Below are 15289 nucleotides of genomic sequence, written 5' to 3'. Positions count from 1 at the left end.
CACGGATCGGTGGGCAGGAGAATATGTCTTGCGGTATCGTCCCCACTTATACCTGAAACGCGTCCATTCGTCTGCCGCCTCCACGCCATGTCCTCGCCCTCATTGCTTGCCCCCGCCCTTGCCTGGTCCGGCCATTTGCGCCGCCGACTGGACGCCCATCCCGACCTGGCCGCCTGGCTTGCAGAGGCCGTGCAGCAGCCCGTCACGGCCGCTCGCATGGCGCAATGGCAGGCCGAACTGGCGGGTCCCGGCGCGCGGGACATCCTGCCCGTGGACACCTGCCGCATGGTGCTGCGCAAATTACGCGAACGCGTATTCAGCGTATTGATCGTGCGGGACTTGTCCGGCCAGGCCGATCTGGAAGAAGTGGTCGGCGCAATGACCACGCTGGCGGACATCGCGGTGGCGCAAGCCTACCGCAGTGTGGCCACCGACTTGGCGGCCGTGCACGGTGTGCCGCGCGACCCGGCCACCGGCAAGCCCCAGGAAATGCTGATCGTCGGCATGGGCAAGCTGGGCGGGTGCGAGCTGAACGTGTCCTCGGACATCGACCTGATCATGCTGTATGGCGAAGAAGGCGAAACCGACGGCCCGCGCCGCATCAGCCACCACGAGTTCTACGGTAGGCTCACCCGGCGCATGATGCCGGTGATTTCGGAAGTGGATGCGAACGGCCAGGTATTTCGCACGGACCTGCGCCTGCGACCCGACGGCGACGCCGGCCCGCTGGCCTGGAGTCTGGACGCGCTGGAGCACTACTTGATCGGCCAGGGCCGCGAATGGGAGCGTTATGCCTGGCTGAAGGCGCGCCTCATGCCCGCCCAGGCGTTTGAAGGCAGCGACAGCGCCGCCCAGGCCCGCCAGCTGGAAAGCCTGCGGGTGCCGTTCGTCTATCGCAAGTATTTTGACTTTGATGCGCTGGCCGCGTTGCGCGCGCTGCGCGAACGTATCCGCCAGGACTGGCAACGTCGCGCCATGGCGCGCAACGGCATCGACAGCGCCAACAATATCAAGCTGGGCGACGGCGGCATCCGCGAGATCGAATTCGTGGTGCAACTGGCCCAACTGATACGCGGCGGTCGCATGCCCGCCCTGCAAAAACGCGGCCTTCTGGAAGCGCTGCACGCCGAGCGCGTGGCCGGGCTGGTGCCGGAGGACGACGCGCGCCGCCTTGAAGAGGCCTATCGCTACCTGCGCCGCACCGAACACGCCTTGCAGTATCGCGAAGACGAACAGACGCATCTGTTGCCCGGCGACGCCGAACAGCGAGCCGCGCTGGCCGCCGCGCTGGGCATGAGCCATGACGATTTTGAAAGCACGCTGGCCGCGCACCGCAAATTCGTCTCGCAAACGTTCCGCAACGTGTTCCGCATGGTGGGCATGGGCGATGCCGAGGACACCGGCACGTCGGGCGACGCCGCTGACGACGCCGAAGAGCCTGACAACGAATGCGAATTGGCCGAGCAGATCCGCCAGGCTTTCGGCGACGAGGCCCAAGACCTGTTGCGGCGTACCGAGACCCTGTTGGGCAGCCATCGCGTACGCAGCCTGCCCGAAAGCAGCCGCCGCCGCATGGAAGCCCTGCTGCCCGCCGCGCTGCGCGCCGCGCGGCAGACTCCGGCGCCATTGAACGCCGCTGTCCGCCTGTTTGACCTGATCGAGAAAATTGCCCAGCGCAGCGCCTACCTGGCGCTGTTGGCCGAATACCCCGACACCCTGGCGCGCGTGGCGCGCATGGTGGCGGCCAGCCCGTGGGCCGCGCAGTATCTGACGCAGCACCCCTTGTTGCTGGACAGCCTGATCGACTGGCGCACCTTGTTCCAACCGCTGGACTTCGCGCAGATCGCGCGGCAGTTGACCGCCGACCTGGATGCTTGCCGCCTGCCCGATGGCTCGCCGGACATCGAGCGTCAGATGAACCTGATGCGCGACGTACAGCGCCAGGCCAGCTTCCAGCTGCTGGCGCAGGATCTGGAAGGCGAACTCACGGTTGAAAAGCTGGCCGACCAATTGTCGGCGCTGGCCGACCTGCTGCTGACCGAGACCATTCGCCGCGCCTGGCCGCTGGTGAACAAGCTGGAAGGCGAGCCGCCCCGATTCGCCGTCATCGCGTACGGCAAGCTGGGCGGCAAGGAACTGGGCTACGCGTCCGACCTGGACCTGGTGTTTCTGTTCGACGATGCGCGCGAGGACGCCGCCGAGGTCTACGCCAAGCTGGGCCGTCGTATGACGTCGTGGCTGTCGACGATGACTTCGTCGGGCCGGCTGTATGAAGTGGACCTGCGCTTGCGGCCCGATGGCGACGCCGGGCTGCTGGCCGTATCCGTGGAAGCGTTCGAGCAATACCAGCACAAGCATGCCTGGGCCTGGGAACACCAGGCGTTGACCCGCGCGCGCTTTGCGGCTGGGGATACCAACGTGGGCGCCCGTTTCGAAGCCATCCGCGAGGCGATCCTGGTGCAGCCGCGCGACCCCGCCGCCCTGCGCAACGAAGTGCTGGCCATGCGCGAAAAGATCAACGCCGGCCATCCCAACACCAGCCAGCAGTTTGATTTGAAACACGACCGCGGCGGGATGGTCGACGTGGAATTCGTGACGCAGTACCTGGTGCTTTGCTATGCGGGCACGCACCCCGTGTTTGTGAAGAACCTGGGCAACATCACGCTGTTGCGCCTGGCGGGCGAAGCCGGGCTGATCGCGCCCGAGCTCGCGGCACGCGCCGCCGACGCCTACCGCACCTTGCGCCGCGTGCAGCATCAGCTGCGCATGCAGGGCGTGGAAAAGGCGCGGGTGGGGCCGGATCAACTGGTGGACGAACGCACGGCGGTGCGCGAGCTGTGGGATTCGGTGATGGGGCCGCAGCCGGGGTCACAGCTTGGGGCACAGCTTGGGTGACACGTGACCTTGGGCCGAGTGGTGGCCCGGGTCACCGCCCAAGCGCCGGCCCGGGCGCGGCAACTCGCGGTAAAATAAGGCGTTTTTCGTCTTTTTTCCTTGCACGCCATGTCCGAACTCGTCCGCCCCAAGCTTGACCTTCCCGCCGGCCGGAGCAAAGTGCTGATGCACTCGTGCTGCGCGCCCTGTTCTGGCGAGGTCATGGAAGCCATGACGGCTTCCGGCATCGACTACGCGATCTACTTCTATAACCCGAACATTCATCCGGTAAAAGAGTACGAGATCCGCAAGCAGGAAAACATCCGCTTTGCCGAGCAGCACGGCATCGAATTCATCGACGCCGACTACGACATGGACAACTGGTTCGACCGCGTCAAGGGCATGGAAGACGCCCCCGAGCGCGGCGAACGCTGCACCGCCTGCTTTGACATGCGCTTTGAACGCACTGCCCTGTACGCGCACGAGCACGGCTTTGACACCATCACCAGCTCGTTGGGCATTTCGCGCTGGAAAGACATGAACCAGATCAACGGCTGCGGCGAACGCGCCGCCGCCCGCTACGACGATCTGATCTACTGGACCTACAACTGGCGCAAAGGCGGCGGTTCGGCCCGCATGATCGAAATCAGCAAGCGCGAAAACTTCTATCAGCAGGAATATTGCGGCTGCGTGTATTCGCTGCGCGACACCAACCGCCATCGCCGCGCGCAAGGTCGCGACCGCATTCACATCGGCGTGAAGTTCTACGGCAAAGAAGACCTGATCAACGAAGAGCAGCTGTAAATACCGGCCGACACTTGCGCTGTCGGCCCCTGCCTTCTACCGTCGGCTCAGCCCGTCAACGCCCTTGCCGCCGATATTCTGACGGCGACGCGCCGAACCGCTTGCGGAAAGCGTGACTGAAGCGCGCCGCATCTGAAAATCCAAAGCGATACGCGATATCACCGATCTGCCGCGCCGACTGCGTGGCATCGCGCAGCACGTCGCGGCTGCGTTGCAGCCGGGTGCCAAGAATGAACTCGGCCGGCGTCGTCGATGCCAGCGCAAACAGGTTGTACAGATAGCGGCGCGACATCCGAAACACCGCCGCGGTCGAGGCCGGCGACAGATTTGGATCGTGCAGATTTTCCATGATGTGCTGCTGCACGCGCCGCAATTGCGCCTGCTTGACCCCTATCTGGTCTTGTTCGAGCTGCCCTCCCGTCCGCTCGCTGATATCCAACCCCATCATTTGCAGCACCGCGTTGGCGGCGTCGCGCGCGGCGCTTTCTGACAGATGGGCGTGCTCGTTCAGCGCCACCCGCAGCAGATCCATCGCCATGCGGCCGCAGCCTTGCCGTGCGCTGAAGCTGCGCGCCACCGCGTTGTGCATGTGCGGCTGCCAGGTCTCGGCATGCTTGCCCGGCACCTGCATCACCAGGAAATGCGCACCCTCGTCAACGTCAACCTCGTAGGGACGCGTCGTGTCGTAGATGCTCCATTCGCCCGGCGTCAGCAAGGCGCTGCGACTGGATTGGCGAATTTCGCTGCGGCCCGACAGTTGCAGCGTGACTTTGTAGCCCGCCTGCTCGGACTGGCCCGCCAGCAGCTTGCTGCGGCGCACGCGCTGCGCGCTGCTGCGCAATTCGCTAACGTGCATCCAACCCAGCGAATCCACCGCCACGCTATTGCGAAAGCGTGCGGAAGATACCGCCGATACTTCCAACGGTACGAAGGTGCTGCTGATGCTTTCCTGCCAGCTGGCGCAATCCAGAAAATGGCTGGGCGTGCTGCGCAACAAGGACGATGACATGGCGACTCCGGCGTCTGGAAACGGCGTGCCTTTTGTGCCTGGATCGGCTAGCCCCGTGGCACAGCTACAGCGTTCGGTGGATGGATGCTGCCTCTTTCTAGCACCACGCCTGGCGGGCGAGTATCGGTGACAACCCCTAAAAATTGTCCGGACTAGGGCTTTCTGTCATTACCGTAAGAATAATCAGACAAGGTGAAGCCTATTGCCGCCAACGCCTTGGCCAATTCATGCCGAACGGGCACCACATCGTCATAACGGCGCGGCCGGGCCGCGGCCACTTCCGCTTCGTCATAGGGAACAAAATCCGCCGGCAACTGGGCTGGGCTGAATTCGGTCAGCACCCAATTCAGCACGTCGGCAAGCTCGGCATGACTCAGCTGCGAATGCGCGGCGCCCGGCACCCGAACCAGATATTCGCGTCCGGCGGGCAAGTGCACGAATGCTCCCACCGACTGCCGAAAATCGGGAATGCCGTGCGGGTTGCTGCCGCGACCATCCCCGCGATGGCAACCCGCGCATTGCAGGACGTAGTCGGCCCTGGCGGCCTGCCGCAGGCGGTCGGTCGGGGCGGTATCGCCCTGGGCCGCCGCCTGCCCCGCCAAGAGCAGGACGAGGGCTGTTGCCAAGCACCGCCGTCGCATGCGCGCGTTGCCGCCCTGCCTCATGGTTTGGCCGGCGCCTTCGGCTGCGGTTTGGCCATGCCCACGATCACCGACGTTGTGCAGTGAAAGATCGAGGACTCATTCGACATGCACCAGTTCACGTCGTTGTGCAGGAACATCTGATAGCCCGGGCGCTCGCGCTCGGCGGCCGCGCACATGCACTTGCCGCAAGCCGTCTTGCCGCAGCAGTCGTTGTAGCTGATCAGATAGTCCTTGCCGTCCAGCGGGTTATGGCAGGTGCCCACCCACGACACGGCGGACGGCGAGGTGCCGGGCGGGCACGATGTCATGCTGCCGCCGCAGCACGAACATAAAAACCCGTCCACCGCGCAATAGCGCCAGTAGTCGCAAGCCGTGTCGTCGGTTTGCGGCTTCTTCGCGGCGGCAGGCGCCGAGCGGGCCACCGGCAGCACCGGCACCAGAAACGCGGTGCCGACCAGCAGCTTGCCGATGCGATTCAACACGCTGCGCCGCGACGTGGCGTGCGCGACCGAGCGCGTGGCGCGCTCTCCCAATTTATCCAGCCAGTGCATTGCGGCTCTCCTTGCGGGAAATCTGGGTTTCGTCCAGCGTGCCAGCGGTCAGGAATTCCTGTACCGACGCCACGCCAAGTTCCTTGGCCGTGAACAGGCTTTCAAGTTGCTCGCGGGAGTTGATCAGCCCCTTGGCGCGCAGGGTGCCGGTTTCATCGAGCAGCACCGCGTAAGGCAGCTTGCTGATCTGAAACTTCATGCCCAGTTCGGTGGACAGCACGTAGGGGAATCTTTCCAGGCCAGCCTGCTTGTAGAACGCAAGATGCTCGGGCATCTCGCCATCGCTGGCCAGAACGATGCGCAACCACGCGTTTTCCGTGGCGGCCACCGATTTCAGGATGGGCAGCAGCTTCTTGCACACCGGGCAGGTGGGCGACAGAAAGAACAGCAGCTGGCTGTGTTGGCCGCGTTCACCGATGGTGATGCGGCGGCCCAGCAGATCGGGCAAGGCAAAGTGCGGCGCGGGCTCGCCCACGGCGGGGCCCTTGTCCATCGTCAGCGCCCCCATCGGCGCCACGCGTTCATACAGCACGCCGATCTGGCGCGACAGGGCCAGGATGACCAGCACCAGGCACAGCACCACGCCCCACAACAGGAAATTGGAAATGATCAAGGCATCCATATGAAACTCCTTCAAAGGTTCCGTAGCTTGAGATGCGAGGCCAATAGGTGATTGGCGGTGAAGTACAGGCCCACGGCGGTCATCGCCAGGCCGAACACGGCGGCGGCGTCCGCCCATTGCAGGCCGCGCGCATGACCCGACAGCGATGCCAGCGCCGGCAGCGTCCATAGCGCCAGCGCGCCGTTGCGCAGCACCAGCCACCCTGTCAGGCCGCCATGCGGCGCACCCGGCGCCTTGGCAACCGGCCCCGAACATCCGCAATCGATATCCCGGTGCCCGCGCGCCAGGTTGATCGCCAGCGCCAGCGTCGCCACGGCCAGCACGCCCAAGGCCAGCGCGGCGCCAAGCGGCTGGCGCCCCGGGATTAGCAGCAATGCGCCGGCCGCGATCTCGGCAAGCACGTAGCCTCGTGCAAACACGCCAACAAGGCGGGCCGGCAGCAGGTCGTAACCGGATACGGCCGCTGTGAACGCCGTCAGGTCCTTGATCTTTTCAAGCGCGCCCAACAGCAGCACGCATGCCAGCGCGGCGCTGGCGCCGTAGAACAGCACGGGATCATTCATGGCGTGCTCCGGACGGGTTGCGGCTCGACCTGCACCGCGGTTTCACCCGCAGCCTGAATGGTGGTCTTGAAAACCGGCGCCGTCGGCGCGGCGTCGAACACGCTGACGTTGCTGCCGTCGATGGTGAACAGGCGGGGCTGGTCGTCCTGCGAAACGGACATCGACACGGCGCCCTTGCCCGGCACGCGTGCGATGCGCTTGCGGGATTCCAGGTCGTAGACCCAGATCTCGGCAGCAGGATTCTTGTGCGTGCCTTCCGCTCCGTTGGGATGCATGCCCACGTACAGCCGCTTCAACGCGCGGTTGACGGCCAGCAGGTTGTAGCCGCCGGGCCGCCAGCCGCGATCTTTGCCGGTGGCGTCCAGCAAAGACCATGGCGCACCAAATTGCACATCCTTGCCGCTGAAATCGGCGGTGTAGACGTTGCCGTTGAAAGACACGAAGTAGAAGGTGTCGCCCAGGTTCTCGGTGTGCGTGAAGATGGGGTCTTTTTCCACGTCGAACATCGGCTTGCTGCGCTGCTGGGCGGCGGGCTTGCCCGCGGCGTCCAGGTCGATGGTCAGCAGCGCGCCATCACCGCAGAGGGTGGTGAAGCTGCGCGGGCGGGACGGCAACGGGATGACGCTCCAGCACCCGGCCGTCGCCGTGATTTCGTCGGTGAACTGACGCGTTTTCAGATCGACCACGGTGACTGACGTGGCCGGCGTGGCGTTCTGCGCCAACAGCAGTTCACCGTCCGTGGTCTGGCGCAGATAGTTGCGATAGTTCAGCGCTTGCGCCCGCTTGTTCGGAATCGGCACTTCGTACTTCGGCGTCAACGTTTCGGCGTCCCACGCTTCGATGACGTCGGTGCGCTTGCCGCGATTGAGCCGCTCGTAATAGGACGTCATGACGTAGATGTCCTGGCCGTTGGCCGATACCGTCATGTGGCCGTTGAGCGATGTGGGCACCAGGCCGAGGAATTTGCCGGTGTCACCGTCGTAGACGTGGATCCGGCTGTCGACCATATGGTTGAAGGCCACGTCCACGACGTAAAGCCGGTGCGCGTTGGCCGGGGGCAAGCGGGTGCCGCCCTTCAGCTCTTCTATGGGCAGGTCGGCCCAGGCTAGGCCCGTGGCGCTGACCAAGGCGGCGCACAGCGCCCATCGGCCTACCCGCAACGCCCGTGATCTGGCTTGCAGCGCAATCATCGATATTCTCCTGGTGTCATGATCCGATTCCCTGGAAGGCGTAGACGTAGCGCAGCTGCACGCCGCGCATCCCAGGCCCGTTCTCGACCTTGAGGTCGTGGATGTACTGCATTTGAATCTGGTTGGCGTCGTTGGCCTGGTGGGTAAGCTCAAGCGCCAGTGGGTGGCTGCGCGCGATCGCCACGGTTTCGTCGGGCGAAGCGTCCCGCATCCTGCGTTCTAGTACGCGATGCAAACCGACTTCTTCTCCAGATACATCTCAATCACCGCCCTGCCATGTTCGCGGCCGACGCCCGATTGCTTGAACCCGCCAAACGGCATGTTGGGGTCCAGCATGTTGTGCGTGTTGACCCACACCGTGCCCGCATCGATTTGCGGGATCAGGCGCTGCACGCGCGCCAGGTCGTTGCTCCAGATGCTGGCGCCCAATCCGAACGCGCTATCGTTGGCCAGACGCACCGCGTCATCCAGCGTGTCGAACGATTGCGCCACGACGACGGGCCCGAAGATTTCTTCCTGGGTGATGCGCGCTTGTTGCGGTACATCCGCGAACACGGTGGGGCGCACGAAGTAGCCGTCGCCATCGCCCGCCACGCCCCCGGCCAGTACCCGCCCCCCTTCGGCGCGGCCGATACCGATGTAGTCCATGACACGCTGCTTGTGGCGCGCCGAAATCAGCGGCCCGATCTGCGTGGCGGGATCAAAGCCCGACCCCAGCGTCATGCCGGCGGCCACGTCGGCCAGCCCCTGCACCACCTTGTCATACAGGCCACGTTGCACGTACAGGCGCGAACCCGCCGTGCATACCTGACCCTGGTTGAAGAAGATGGCGGCGGCGGCGCCTTGCACGGCGCGGTCCACGTCGCAGTCATCCAGCACGATGACGGGGGATTTGCCGCCCAGTTCCAGCGACACGCGCTTCATGTCGTCCATGGCGGCCCGGCCGATCAGCTTGCCGACCTCGGTAGAGCCGGTGAAGGCAATTTTGTTGATCCCCGGATGCGCGACCAGCGCCGCGCCGGTGGTCTCGCCACGGCCAGTGATGACATTGATGACGCCCGGTGGAAAGCCAGCCTGAAGCACCAATTCGGCCAGCCGCAACGCGGTCAGCGGGGTTTCTTCGGCGGGCTTGAGGACAACGGTGCAGCCGGTGGCCAGCGCGGGCGCGATCTTCCACACCGCCATCAACAAGGGAAAATTCCACGGAATGATGGCGCCGACCACCCCGACCGGCTGCGCCCGCGTGTAGGCGCTGTACTGCACGCCGGAGGGAAACGGAATCGACAGCGACAGTGTGTCGCCCGTGATCTTGGTGGCCCATCCGGCCATGTAGCGCAGCCACTGTGCCCCCGCGCCCACTTCCAGCCCCTGCGCAATGCCCAGCAGCTTGCCGTTGTTCAACGTTTCCAGACGGGCCAGTTCCGTACCGTGCTGTTCAAGCAGGTCGGCCAGCTTCAGCAGCAGCCGTTCGCGCCCGGCGGGCAGCATGTCGCGCCACGGGCCCGAGGTAAAGGCGCGCCGCGCCGCTTGTACCGCCAGATCCACCTGGGCGGGTCCGGCATCGGGCTGGTGGGCGATGACGCGGCCGGTGGCTGGGTCGTACACGGGGATCGGCTGGCCCTGCCCTTCGTGTACCGGCTGCCCGTCTATCAGCATGAATTCCCGGATGGCGGCCAGTTCCGGGCGGTCGCTGGCGGCGGTGTCGGTGGCGCTGCTGCGTGCTGAAGACATCTGAACGCTCCAACAAAAAGTGTGGAGCCAGAATAGCAACGGCATTGCGCGCAGGCTTGTCGGGCCGTGCATGGGGATTTGTCATTCTGCGCACGGCGCGCGGCAGAAAAAAGGGCCGGGCGAGCCGCGCATTGCGCGTCTTGCCCGGCCCTGGTTCAGCCGGCTACGGCATGATCCGGCCCGAGGGCAGGCAGCCGATTCTGGCGGATCAGTCCAGCATCAGCACGGTGGCGCCGGTGGTCTTGCGCGAGGCCAGCGCGGTCTGCGCTTCGCCCGCTTGCTCCAGCGAATAGCGCTGGTCGATGCGCACCTTGATCTTCTTCTTCAAGACCAGGTCAAACACTTCTTCCGAGGCAGCTTGCAGCTTTTCCAGCGTGTTCACATGCACGCCCAGCGACGGACGCGTCACGTACAGGCTGCCCTTCTGGTTCAGCACGGCCAGGTTGACGCCGGCGACCGGACCGGACGCGTTGCCGAAGCTGACCATCAGGCCGCGCGGCTCGATGCAGTCCAACGAGGTTTCCCAGGTGTCCTTGCCCACGCCGTCGTACACAACCGGCACTTTCTTGCCCTTGGTCAATTCCAGCACGCGCTCGGCGACGTTTTCGCGCGAGTAGTCGATGGTTTCCCAGGCGCCGTTGGCGCGGGCCAGTTCGGCCTTTTCCGGGCTGGACACGGTACCGATCAGCTTCACGCCCAGGGCCTTGGCCCATTGGCAGGCGATCAGGCCCACGCCGCCGGCGGCCGCGTGGAACAGAATGGTTTCACCGCCTTGCAGGCGATAGGTCTGGCGGAACAGGTATTGCACCGTCAAGCCCTTGAGCATCAGCGCGGCGGCCTCGTCAAAGCCGATGCCCTTGGGCACCTTCACGACCTGGTTGGCGGGCACATTGCGCGCCTGCGCGTACGCGCCGATGGGGCTTTGGCCGTACGCGACGCGGTCGCCCTTTTTCAGGTGCTTGACGTCAGCGCCCACGGCAGTAACCACGCCGGCGGCTTCAAAGCCCAGGCCATGCGGCAACGGATGGGGGTACAGGCCCGTGCGGAAATAAATGTCGATGAAGTTCAGGCCAGCGGCGTGCTGTTCGATCGTGACTTCATTGGCGGCCGGCGCCGGCACTTCAACGTCAACCAGCTTCAGGACTTCGGGACCACCGTGTTGCTCGATACGAATTGCCTTGACGAGATTGCTGGCCATGCTGGCCTCCTTTAAATGAAAGTGATGCGAATAAACCAAGAAAACCAGATTTCAACGCGGCGGCAGCGGGGCCTCGCGCGGGGCGACCGGTGCCGCTTTGCCGGCGCCGCCGCCCATCAATGCGAATACGCCGGTCAACACCAAGGCCGTGCCCGCCATCTGCCATACCGTGATGGGCTCGTCCAGGAACCACGACGCCAGGAACAGCACCGACACCGGCCCCATCATGCCCAGCAACGAGGCCGTCGGCGCGCCGATCAGCGATACCGCCCACATCAGCATGAACACCGGCACCACCGTGTTCAAGGTGGCGTGAATAACGGAATATCCATACACACCCGCCGGCTGGATCAACATTGACGGCGGGTGGATCACAAAAAACTGGATGATGCAGGCGATGCACGACACCAGCATGGCGTAGGCCACCAGGCGCGTCGGCCCGACCCGCTTGATCAGTTCGCCCGAACAAATCAGGTACACAGAATAGCTTGCCGCCGAGCCAAAAACGAACAAAGACCCTAACAGCACCTCGTTGCCGGCACCGAAGGACAGGTCGTGGGCAAACACCAGCACCACGCCCGTATAAGACAGCACCATGGCCAGCCACTGCCGGCGCTCGATGGGGCGCTTGAACCAGAACGCGGACAGCAGCACCACCAGCGATGGCGACAGAAACAGGATCAAGCGTTCAAGGCTGGCGGTGATATAGCGCAGCCCCAGAAAATCCAGGAAACTGGACAGGTAATAGCCCAGCAGCCCCAGCACGATGACCTGCACGCGCTCCTTCGGAGTCATGACGACGATCTCGCCCCGCGCGGCGCGGCGCGACTGGTACCAGGCCACCGCCGCGAAGAACGGCATCGCGAACAGCATGCGAAAGGCGATCAACGTAACGGCGTCAATCCCATAGCGATAGGTGAACTTGACGACAATCGCCTTCGCGGAAAACAGCACCGCGCCAAGCATCGCCATGAGGATTCCGGCCACGCGACCGGACGGGCTATAAAGCGGCAAAAGCTTGGCAATACGATTCATGCGATGATTTTAGATTCAGTGCAAGCCGATTTGCACGCCCCAACATCGCTTTTTGGCATCGACACCCCAGGCATGACCCGACAACGCGCTCTAACGAATATCCATATTGCCGCCGTGCTTTTCGGCCTGACCGGCGTTTTCGGGGAGTTGATACAAGCCAGCGCCGCCGTCATCACGCTGGGCCGCGCCCTCTTCGCGGTAATTTCGCTGGGGGTCTTTGCCCGGCTGCGCGGCAAGCCGCTGCTGGGTGTGCTGACGCCCGCGCAACTATTCGTGCTGGTACTGGCCGGCGCGCTGCTGGCCGCGCACTGGGTCACGTTCTTCATTTCGGTCAAGGTTGGGGGCATCGCCATTGCCACGCTGGGCTTCGCCAGCTTCCCGGCCTTCATCACGCTATTCGAAGGCCTGCTCTTTCGCGAACGCATCCGCGCCGGCGAATGGATGTTGCTGGGTCTGGTCACGGCCGGGCTCATCCTGGTCACCCCGTCTTTCGACCTGGCGGACCAGGGCACCATCGGCCTGGCCTGGGGCTTGTTGTCCGGCCTGACGTTTGCACTGCTTGCCCTGAGCAACCGCCGCTCTGCGTCCGGCATGGACCCGATGCAGGTGGCCTGCTGGCAAAACGTCGTCGTGGCGTTGGTGATGGTGCCGTTTGCGGTGGGCCAGCTGCCGGCGCTGCCGGCGGTGGACTGGTTCTGGCTGGCCTTGCTGGGCGTGTTCTGCACGGGGCTGTCGCACTACCTGTTTGTCTCCAGCCTGACGCGGCTTAACGCACGCACGGCCGGGCTGGTGATTGCGCTGGAACCGGTCTATGCCATTGCCTTTGCATGGGCGCTGTTCAGCCAGGAACCCACGCCGCGCATGATGGCGGGCGCGGCCCTGATCGTCGCCGCAATCGTGTGGTCGGGCCTGCGCAAGGGCGCGCCCGAGGCCCATAACGCGCCGAATTCGCAGCCTTGACAATAACTGACTAGGCAGTAAAATTCGGCCCATGAATTCCGAAACTGCCCCGCCCGCCGCCGATTCCCCCGTCCATTACCGCAGCGATCACCGCTGCATGGGGGAAGAGAACGCCGGCTACCTCATCAAGCTGGTCTATCACTCGCTGACCCGAATGCTGGACCAGGAAATGGCCCCGCTTGACCTGACCGCGATGCAATGGCGTCCGCTGGCCATGGTCTTTCTAGGGCGCGCCGACACCCCGGCCGAACTGGCCCGCCTGAACGACATGGACACCGGCGCCATGACCCGCGCGCTTGACCGCTTAGAGGCAAAAGGCCTGCTGCGGCGCAACCGCAGCCAGCAGGACCGCCGTGTCGTGAAGATTGAATTGACGGAACTGGGCGAAGCCAAGGCCCGCGAAATTGCGCCCAACATCGCCCGTTCGCTCAATCATCACCTGCGCGGTTTTTCGGCCGATGAAGTAACGCAGCTGATGCATTTCCTGCGTCGCATGATCGCCAACGGCTCGGCCTCGGGCACGGCGCCGGAACGGTGACGCCGCCCGTCCCCCAATGCTTGCCCCCGGAACCGGGGTTTTTATTTGGCATAATGTTTGCCTAGGCAAATACAGATTAATCAATTACTTTCAGCAAACAGTCAGGATGAAACGCCTTCTTTCTACCGTATTGGTGCTGGCACTTAGCGGCTGCGCACTGATGGAACCCGGGCCCGAACCCGTCGTAGCGCTGGATGCGGCCAAACTGGGGCTGACGGCTCACGACACGGCCTGGCCCAACACGCAATGGTGGCAACGCTACGGCGACAACCAGCTCAACGCCCTGATGGACGAAGCGCTGGCCAACAGCCCCTCAATGAGCGCTGCCCAAGCGCGACTGGCCAAGGCCAACGCCGCCGTCAGCTCTGCCCGCGCCCCGCTGATGCCCCGTGTGGACGCCGACTACTCCCTGAATCGCGAACACCTGTCGGCCGACTACATCTACCCGGCCCCGCTGGGCGGCACCGTCGTCAGCGACAACCGGCTGGCGCTGGATTTCAGTTATGAACTGGATTTCTGGGGCAAGAACCGTTCGCGCCTGAAGTCGGCCGTGTCCGAGCGCGAAGCCGCCACCGCCGACGCCCAGGCCGCGCGCAACATGCTCGCCAGCGCCACCGTGCGCGCCTACCTGAACCTGCAAAACGCCTTTGCCCAACGCGACGTGCTCAAGCGCGTGATCGCGCAGCGCGCTGACGTCTTGTCCCTGACCCAGGGCCGTTATAGCGCCGGGCTGGACACGCAGGTGGAAGTGAAACAGGCTGAGTCCTCGTTGGCAGCCGGCAAGGTCGAACTGACCCAGACGGAAACCACGCTGGCGCAGCTGCGCAACCAGGTTGCGGCGCTGGCCGGTGCGGGCCCGCAGCGCGGGCAATCGCTAGTTGCGGTGGACCTGACCGCCCCCGCGGGCGTCGTGCCCACCGCCATCCCGCTGGACCTGCTGGGCCACCGGCCCGACGTCGTGGCCTCGCGCTGGCGCGCCGAAGCCGCGCGCAGCGCCATCGATACCGCCAAGGCCGAGTTCTATCCCAACGTCAACTTGACGGCATTCGCCGGCTTCCAGGCATTGGGCACGGGCAACCTGCTTGGCGCTGCCGCCCGCACTGCCGGCTTCGGCCCGGCCGTCACGTTGCCGATCTTCCACGGTGGCGAATTAAACGCCAACCTGGCCGGCCGCCGCGCCGACGCGGACCTTGCCGTGTCCGACTACAACCAGGCCGTGCTGGACGCCGTGCATCAAGTGGCCGACGCGCTGGACGGGCTGCGCCTGCTGGAACAGGAACGCACCCAACAGCGCCAGGCCCGCGAGGCCATCGAAGCCGCGTACGACCTGGCCGTTAACCGCTACAAGGCGGGGCTGGGCAACTACATCACCGTGCTGATCGCGCAAACCGGCGTGCTGACACAGGCGCGCATGGATACCGATCTGCGTATCCGCGCCTACCAGCTTGACGCCAATCTTGCCAACGCGCTGGGCGGCGGCTACACCCCGCCCGCCCCCACGGACACCGCGCAAGCCGCGCAGGCCGCCCCGGCCACGAACCCCATTCAGTGAACGATCCTCGGATTCAGA

Annotated in this window: 15 protein-coding genes; 5 read left to right on the top strand and 10 right to left on the bottom strand. The window is 64.7% G+C overall.

Annotated elements, in window-relative coordinates; all coding sequences use genetic code 11:
• Positions 1-87: 87 nt before the first annotated feature.
• Both glnE and AC6LJY_RS17120 read left to right on the top strand, forming a co-directional pair.
• Positions 88-2895: a bifunctional [glutamate--ammonia ligase]-adenylyl-L-tyrosine phosphorylase/[glutamate--ammonia-ligase] adenylyltransferase gene (gene glnE / locus AC6LJY_RS17125; RefSeq protein ID WP_498136411.1), complete on the top strand. Its 2808-nt coding sequence runs from the start codon at positions 88-90 to the stop codon at positions 2893-2895.
• A gap of 108 nt (positions 2896-3003) precedes the next feature.
• Entirely contained in the window at positions 3004-3678 is a 675-nt protein-coding gene (locus tag AC6LJY_RS17120; RefSeq protein ID WP_006218530.1) for an epoxyqueuosine reductase QueH, read from the top strand.
• Between the two features lie 55 nt (positions 3679-3733).
• Here the strand turns inward: AC6LJY_RS17120 and AC6LJY_RS17115 are convergent, their stop codons facing one another.
• The 10 genes from AC6LJY_RS17115 to AC6LJY_RS17070 all read right to left on the bottom strand — a co-directional run bounded on the left by AC6LJY_RS17115 (position 3734) and on the right by AC6LJY_RS17070 (position 12221).
• Positions 3734-4687 (bottom strand): AraC-like ligand-binding domain-containing protein, encoded by a 954-nt coding sequence (locus tag AC6LJY_RS17115; RefSeq protein WP_219992029.1) that lies wholly within the window; start codon positions 4685-4687, stop codon positions 3734-3736.
• Positions 4688-4839: 152 nt separating this feature from the next.
• The gene (locus AC6LJY_RS17110) at positions 4840-5313 is read right to left on the bottom strand and encodes a c-type cytochrome (protein WP_498136410.1); all 474 of its coding nucleotides are present in this window, start codon (positions 5311-5313) and stop codon (positions 4840-4842) included.
• 35 nt (positions 5314-5348) lie between these two features.
• Positions 5349-5882, bottom strand: a complete 534-nt coding sequence (locus tag AC6LJY_RS17105) for a methylamine dehydrogenase light chain (protein WP_046803719.1) — start codon at positions 5880-5882, stop codon at positions 5349-5351.
• A complete protein-coding gene (mauD, locus tag AC6LJY_RS17100) occupies positions 5866-6504 on the bottom strand; it encodes a methylamine dehydrogenase accessory protein MauD (RefSeq protein WP_498136409.1) in 639 nt (212 codons plus the stop codon). Before mauD ends, AC6LJY_RS17105 begins: the two co-directional genes overlap by 17 nt.
• 11 nt (positions 6505-6515) lie before the next feature.
• On the bottom strand, positions 6516-7067 hold the full coding sequence (locus AC6LJY_RS17095) for a MauE/DoxX family redox-associated membrane protein (protein ID WP_498136408.1): 552 nt from the start codon (positions 7065-7067) through the stop codon (positions 6516-6518).
• Positions 7064-8257 carry an amine dehydrogenase large subunit gene (locus AC6LJY_RS17090; RefSeq protein WP_498136407.1) on the bottom strand — a complete coding sequence of 398 codons (1194 nt, stop codon included), beginning with the start codon at positions 8255-8257 and terminating at the stop codon, positions 7064-7066. Before AC6LJY_RS17090 ends, AC6LJY_RS17095 begins: the two co-directional genes overlap by 4 nt.
• Positions 8258-8273: 16 nt before the next feature.
• On the bottom strand, positions 8274-8468 hold the full coding sequence (locus AC6LJY_RS17085; protein ID WP_498136406.1) for a hypothetical protein: 195 nt from the start codon (positions 8466-8468) through the stop codon (positions 8274-8276).
• Between the two features lie 8 nt (positions 8469-8476).
• Complete coding sequence (gene styD / locus AC6LJY_RS17080) at positions 8477-9988, bottom strand: phenylacetaldehyde dehydrogenase StyD (protein ID WP_498136405.1); 1512 nt, start codon at positions 9986-9988, stop codon at positions 8477-8479.
• 208 nt (positions 9989-10196) lie between these two features.
• A complete protein-coding gene (locus tag AC6LJY_RS17075) occupies positions 10197-11186 on the bottom strand; it encodes a quinone oxidoreductase family protein (protein WP_046803725.1) in 990 nt (329 codons plus the stop codon).
• Positions 11187-11237: 51 nt separating this feature from the next.
• A complete protein-coding gene (locus tag AC6LJY_RS17070; protein ID WP_046803726.1) occupies positions 11238-12221 on the bottom strand; it encodes a DMT family transporter in 984 nt (327 codons plus the stop codon).
• A 72-nt stretch (positions 12222-12293) separates the two neighbouring features.
• Here AC6LJY_RS17070 and AC6LJY_RS17065 point away from each other — a divergent pair, with 72 nt between their 5' ends.
• From AC6LJY_RS17065 to AC6LJY_RS17055, 3 genes are all read left to right on the top strand, one after another.
• The gene (locus AC6LJY_RS17065) at positions 12294-13181 is read left to right on the top strand and encodes a DMT family transporter (protein WP_104145731.1); all 888 of its coding nucleotides are present in this window, start codon (positions 12294-12296) and stop codon (positions 13179-13181) included.
• Between the two features lie 31 nt (positions 13182-13212).
• A complete protein-coding gene (locus AC6LJY_RS17060; RefSeq protein WP_498136404.1) occupies positions 13213-13719 on the top strand; it encodes a MarR family winged helix-turn-helix transcriptional regulator in 507 nt (168 codons plus the stop codon).
• A gap of 106 nt (positions 13720-13825) precedes the next feature.
• On the top strand, positions 13826-15271 hold the full coding sequence (locus AC6LJY_RS17055) for an efflux transporter outer membrane subunit (RefSeq protein WP_314359944.1): 1446 nt from the start codon (positions 13826-13828) through the stop codon (positions 15269-15271).
• Positions 15272-15289: the final 18 nt, after the last annotated feature.

It is taken from the genome of Achromobacter sp. RT286_PF (assembly GCF_059760425.1).
The sequence above is the reverse complement of the archived record's forward strand: the minus strand, read 5'-3'. Positions and strand labels throughout refer to the sequence as shown.

Bases quoted from the DNA above. Each gene is read 5' to 3' on its own strand.
- AC6LJY_RS17075 (WP_046803725.1), bottom strand. From the start codon at position 11,186: ATGGCCAGCAATCTCGTCAAGGCAATTCGTATCGAGCAACACGGTGGT.
- styD (WP_498136405.1), bottom strand. From the start codon at position 9,988: ATGTCTTCAGCACGCAGCAGCGCCACCGACACCGCCGCCAGCGACCGC.
- AC6LJY_RS17095 (WP_498136408.1), bottom strand. From the start codon at position 7,067: ATGAATGATCCCGTGCTGTTCTACGGCGCCAGCGCCGCGCTGGCATGC.
- mauD (WP_498136409.1), bottom strand. From the start codon at position 6,504: ATGGATGCCTTGATCATTTCCAATTTCCTGTTGTGGGGCGTGGTGCTG.
- AC6LJY_RS17090 (WP_498136407.1), bottom strand. From the start codon at position 8,257: ATGATTGCGCTGCAAGCCAGATCACGGGCGTTGCGGGTAGGCCGATGG.
- AC6LJY_RS17055 (WP_314359944.1), top strand. From the start codon at position 13,826: ATGAAACGCCTTCTTTCTACCGTATTGGTGCTGGCACTTAGCGGCTGC.
- AC6LJY_RS17060 (WP_498136404.1), top strand. From the start codon at position 13,213: ATGAATTCCGAAACTGCCCCGCCCGCCGCCGATTCCCCCGTCCATTAC.
- AC6LJY_RS17115 (WP_219992029.1), bottom strand. From the start codon at position 4,687: ATGTCATCGTCCTTGTTGCGCAGCACGCCCAGCCATTTTCTGGATTGC.
- AC6LJY_RS17070 (WP_046803726.1), bottom strand. From the start codon at position 12,221: ATGAATCGTATTGCCAAGCTTTTGCCGCTTTATAGCCCGTCCGGTCGC.
- AC6LJY_RS17105 (WP_046803719.1), bottom strand. From the start codon at position 5,882: ATGCACTGGCTGGATAAATTGGGAGAGCGCGCCACGCGCTCGGTCGCG.
- glnE (WP_498136411.1), top strand. From the start codon at position 88: ATGTCCTCGCCCTCATTGCTTGCCCCCGCCCTTGCCTGGTCCGGCCAT.
- AC6LJY_RS17085 (WP_498136406.1), bottom strand. From the start codon at position 8,468: ATGCGGGACGCTTCGCCCGACGAAACCGTGGCGATCGCGCGCAGCCAC.
- AC6LJY_RS17120 (WP_006218530.1), top strand. From the start codon at position 3,004: ATGTCCGAACTCGTCCGCCCCAAGCTTGACCTTCCCGCCGGCCGGAGC.
- AC6LJY_RS17065 (WP_104145731.1), top strand. From the start codon at position 12,294: ATGACCCGACAACGCGCTCTAACGAATATCCATATTGCCGCCGTGCTT.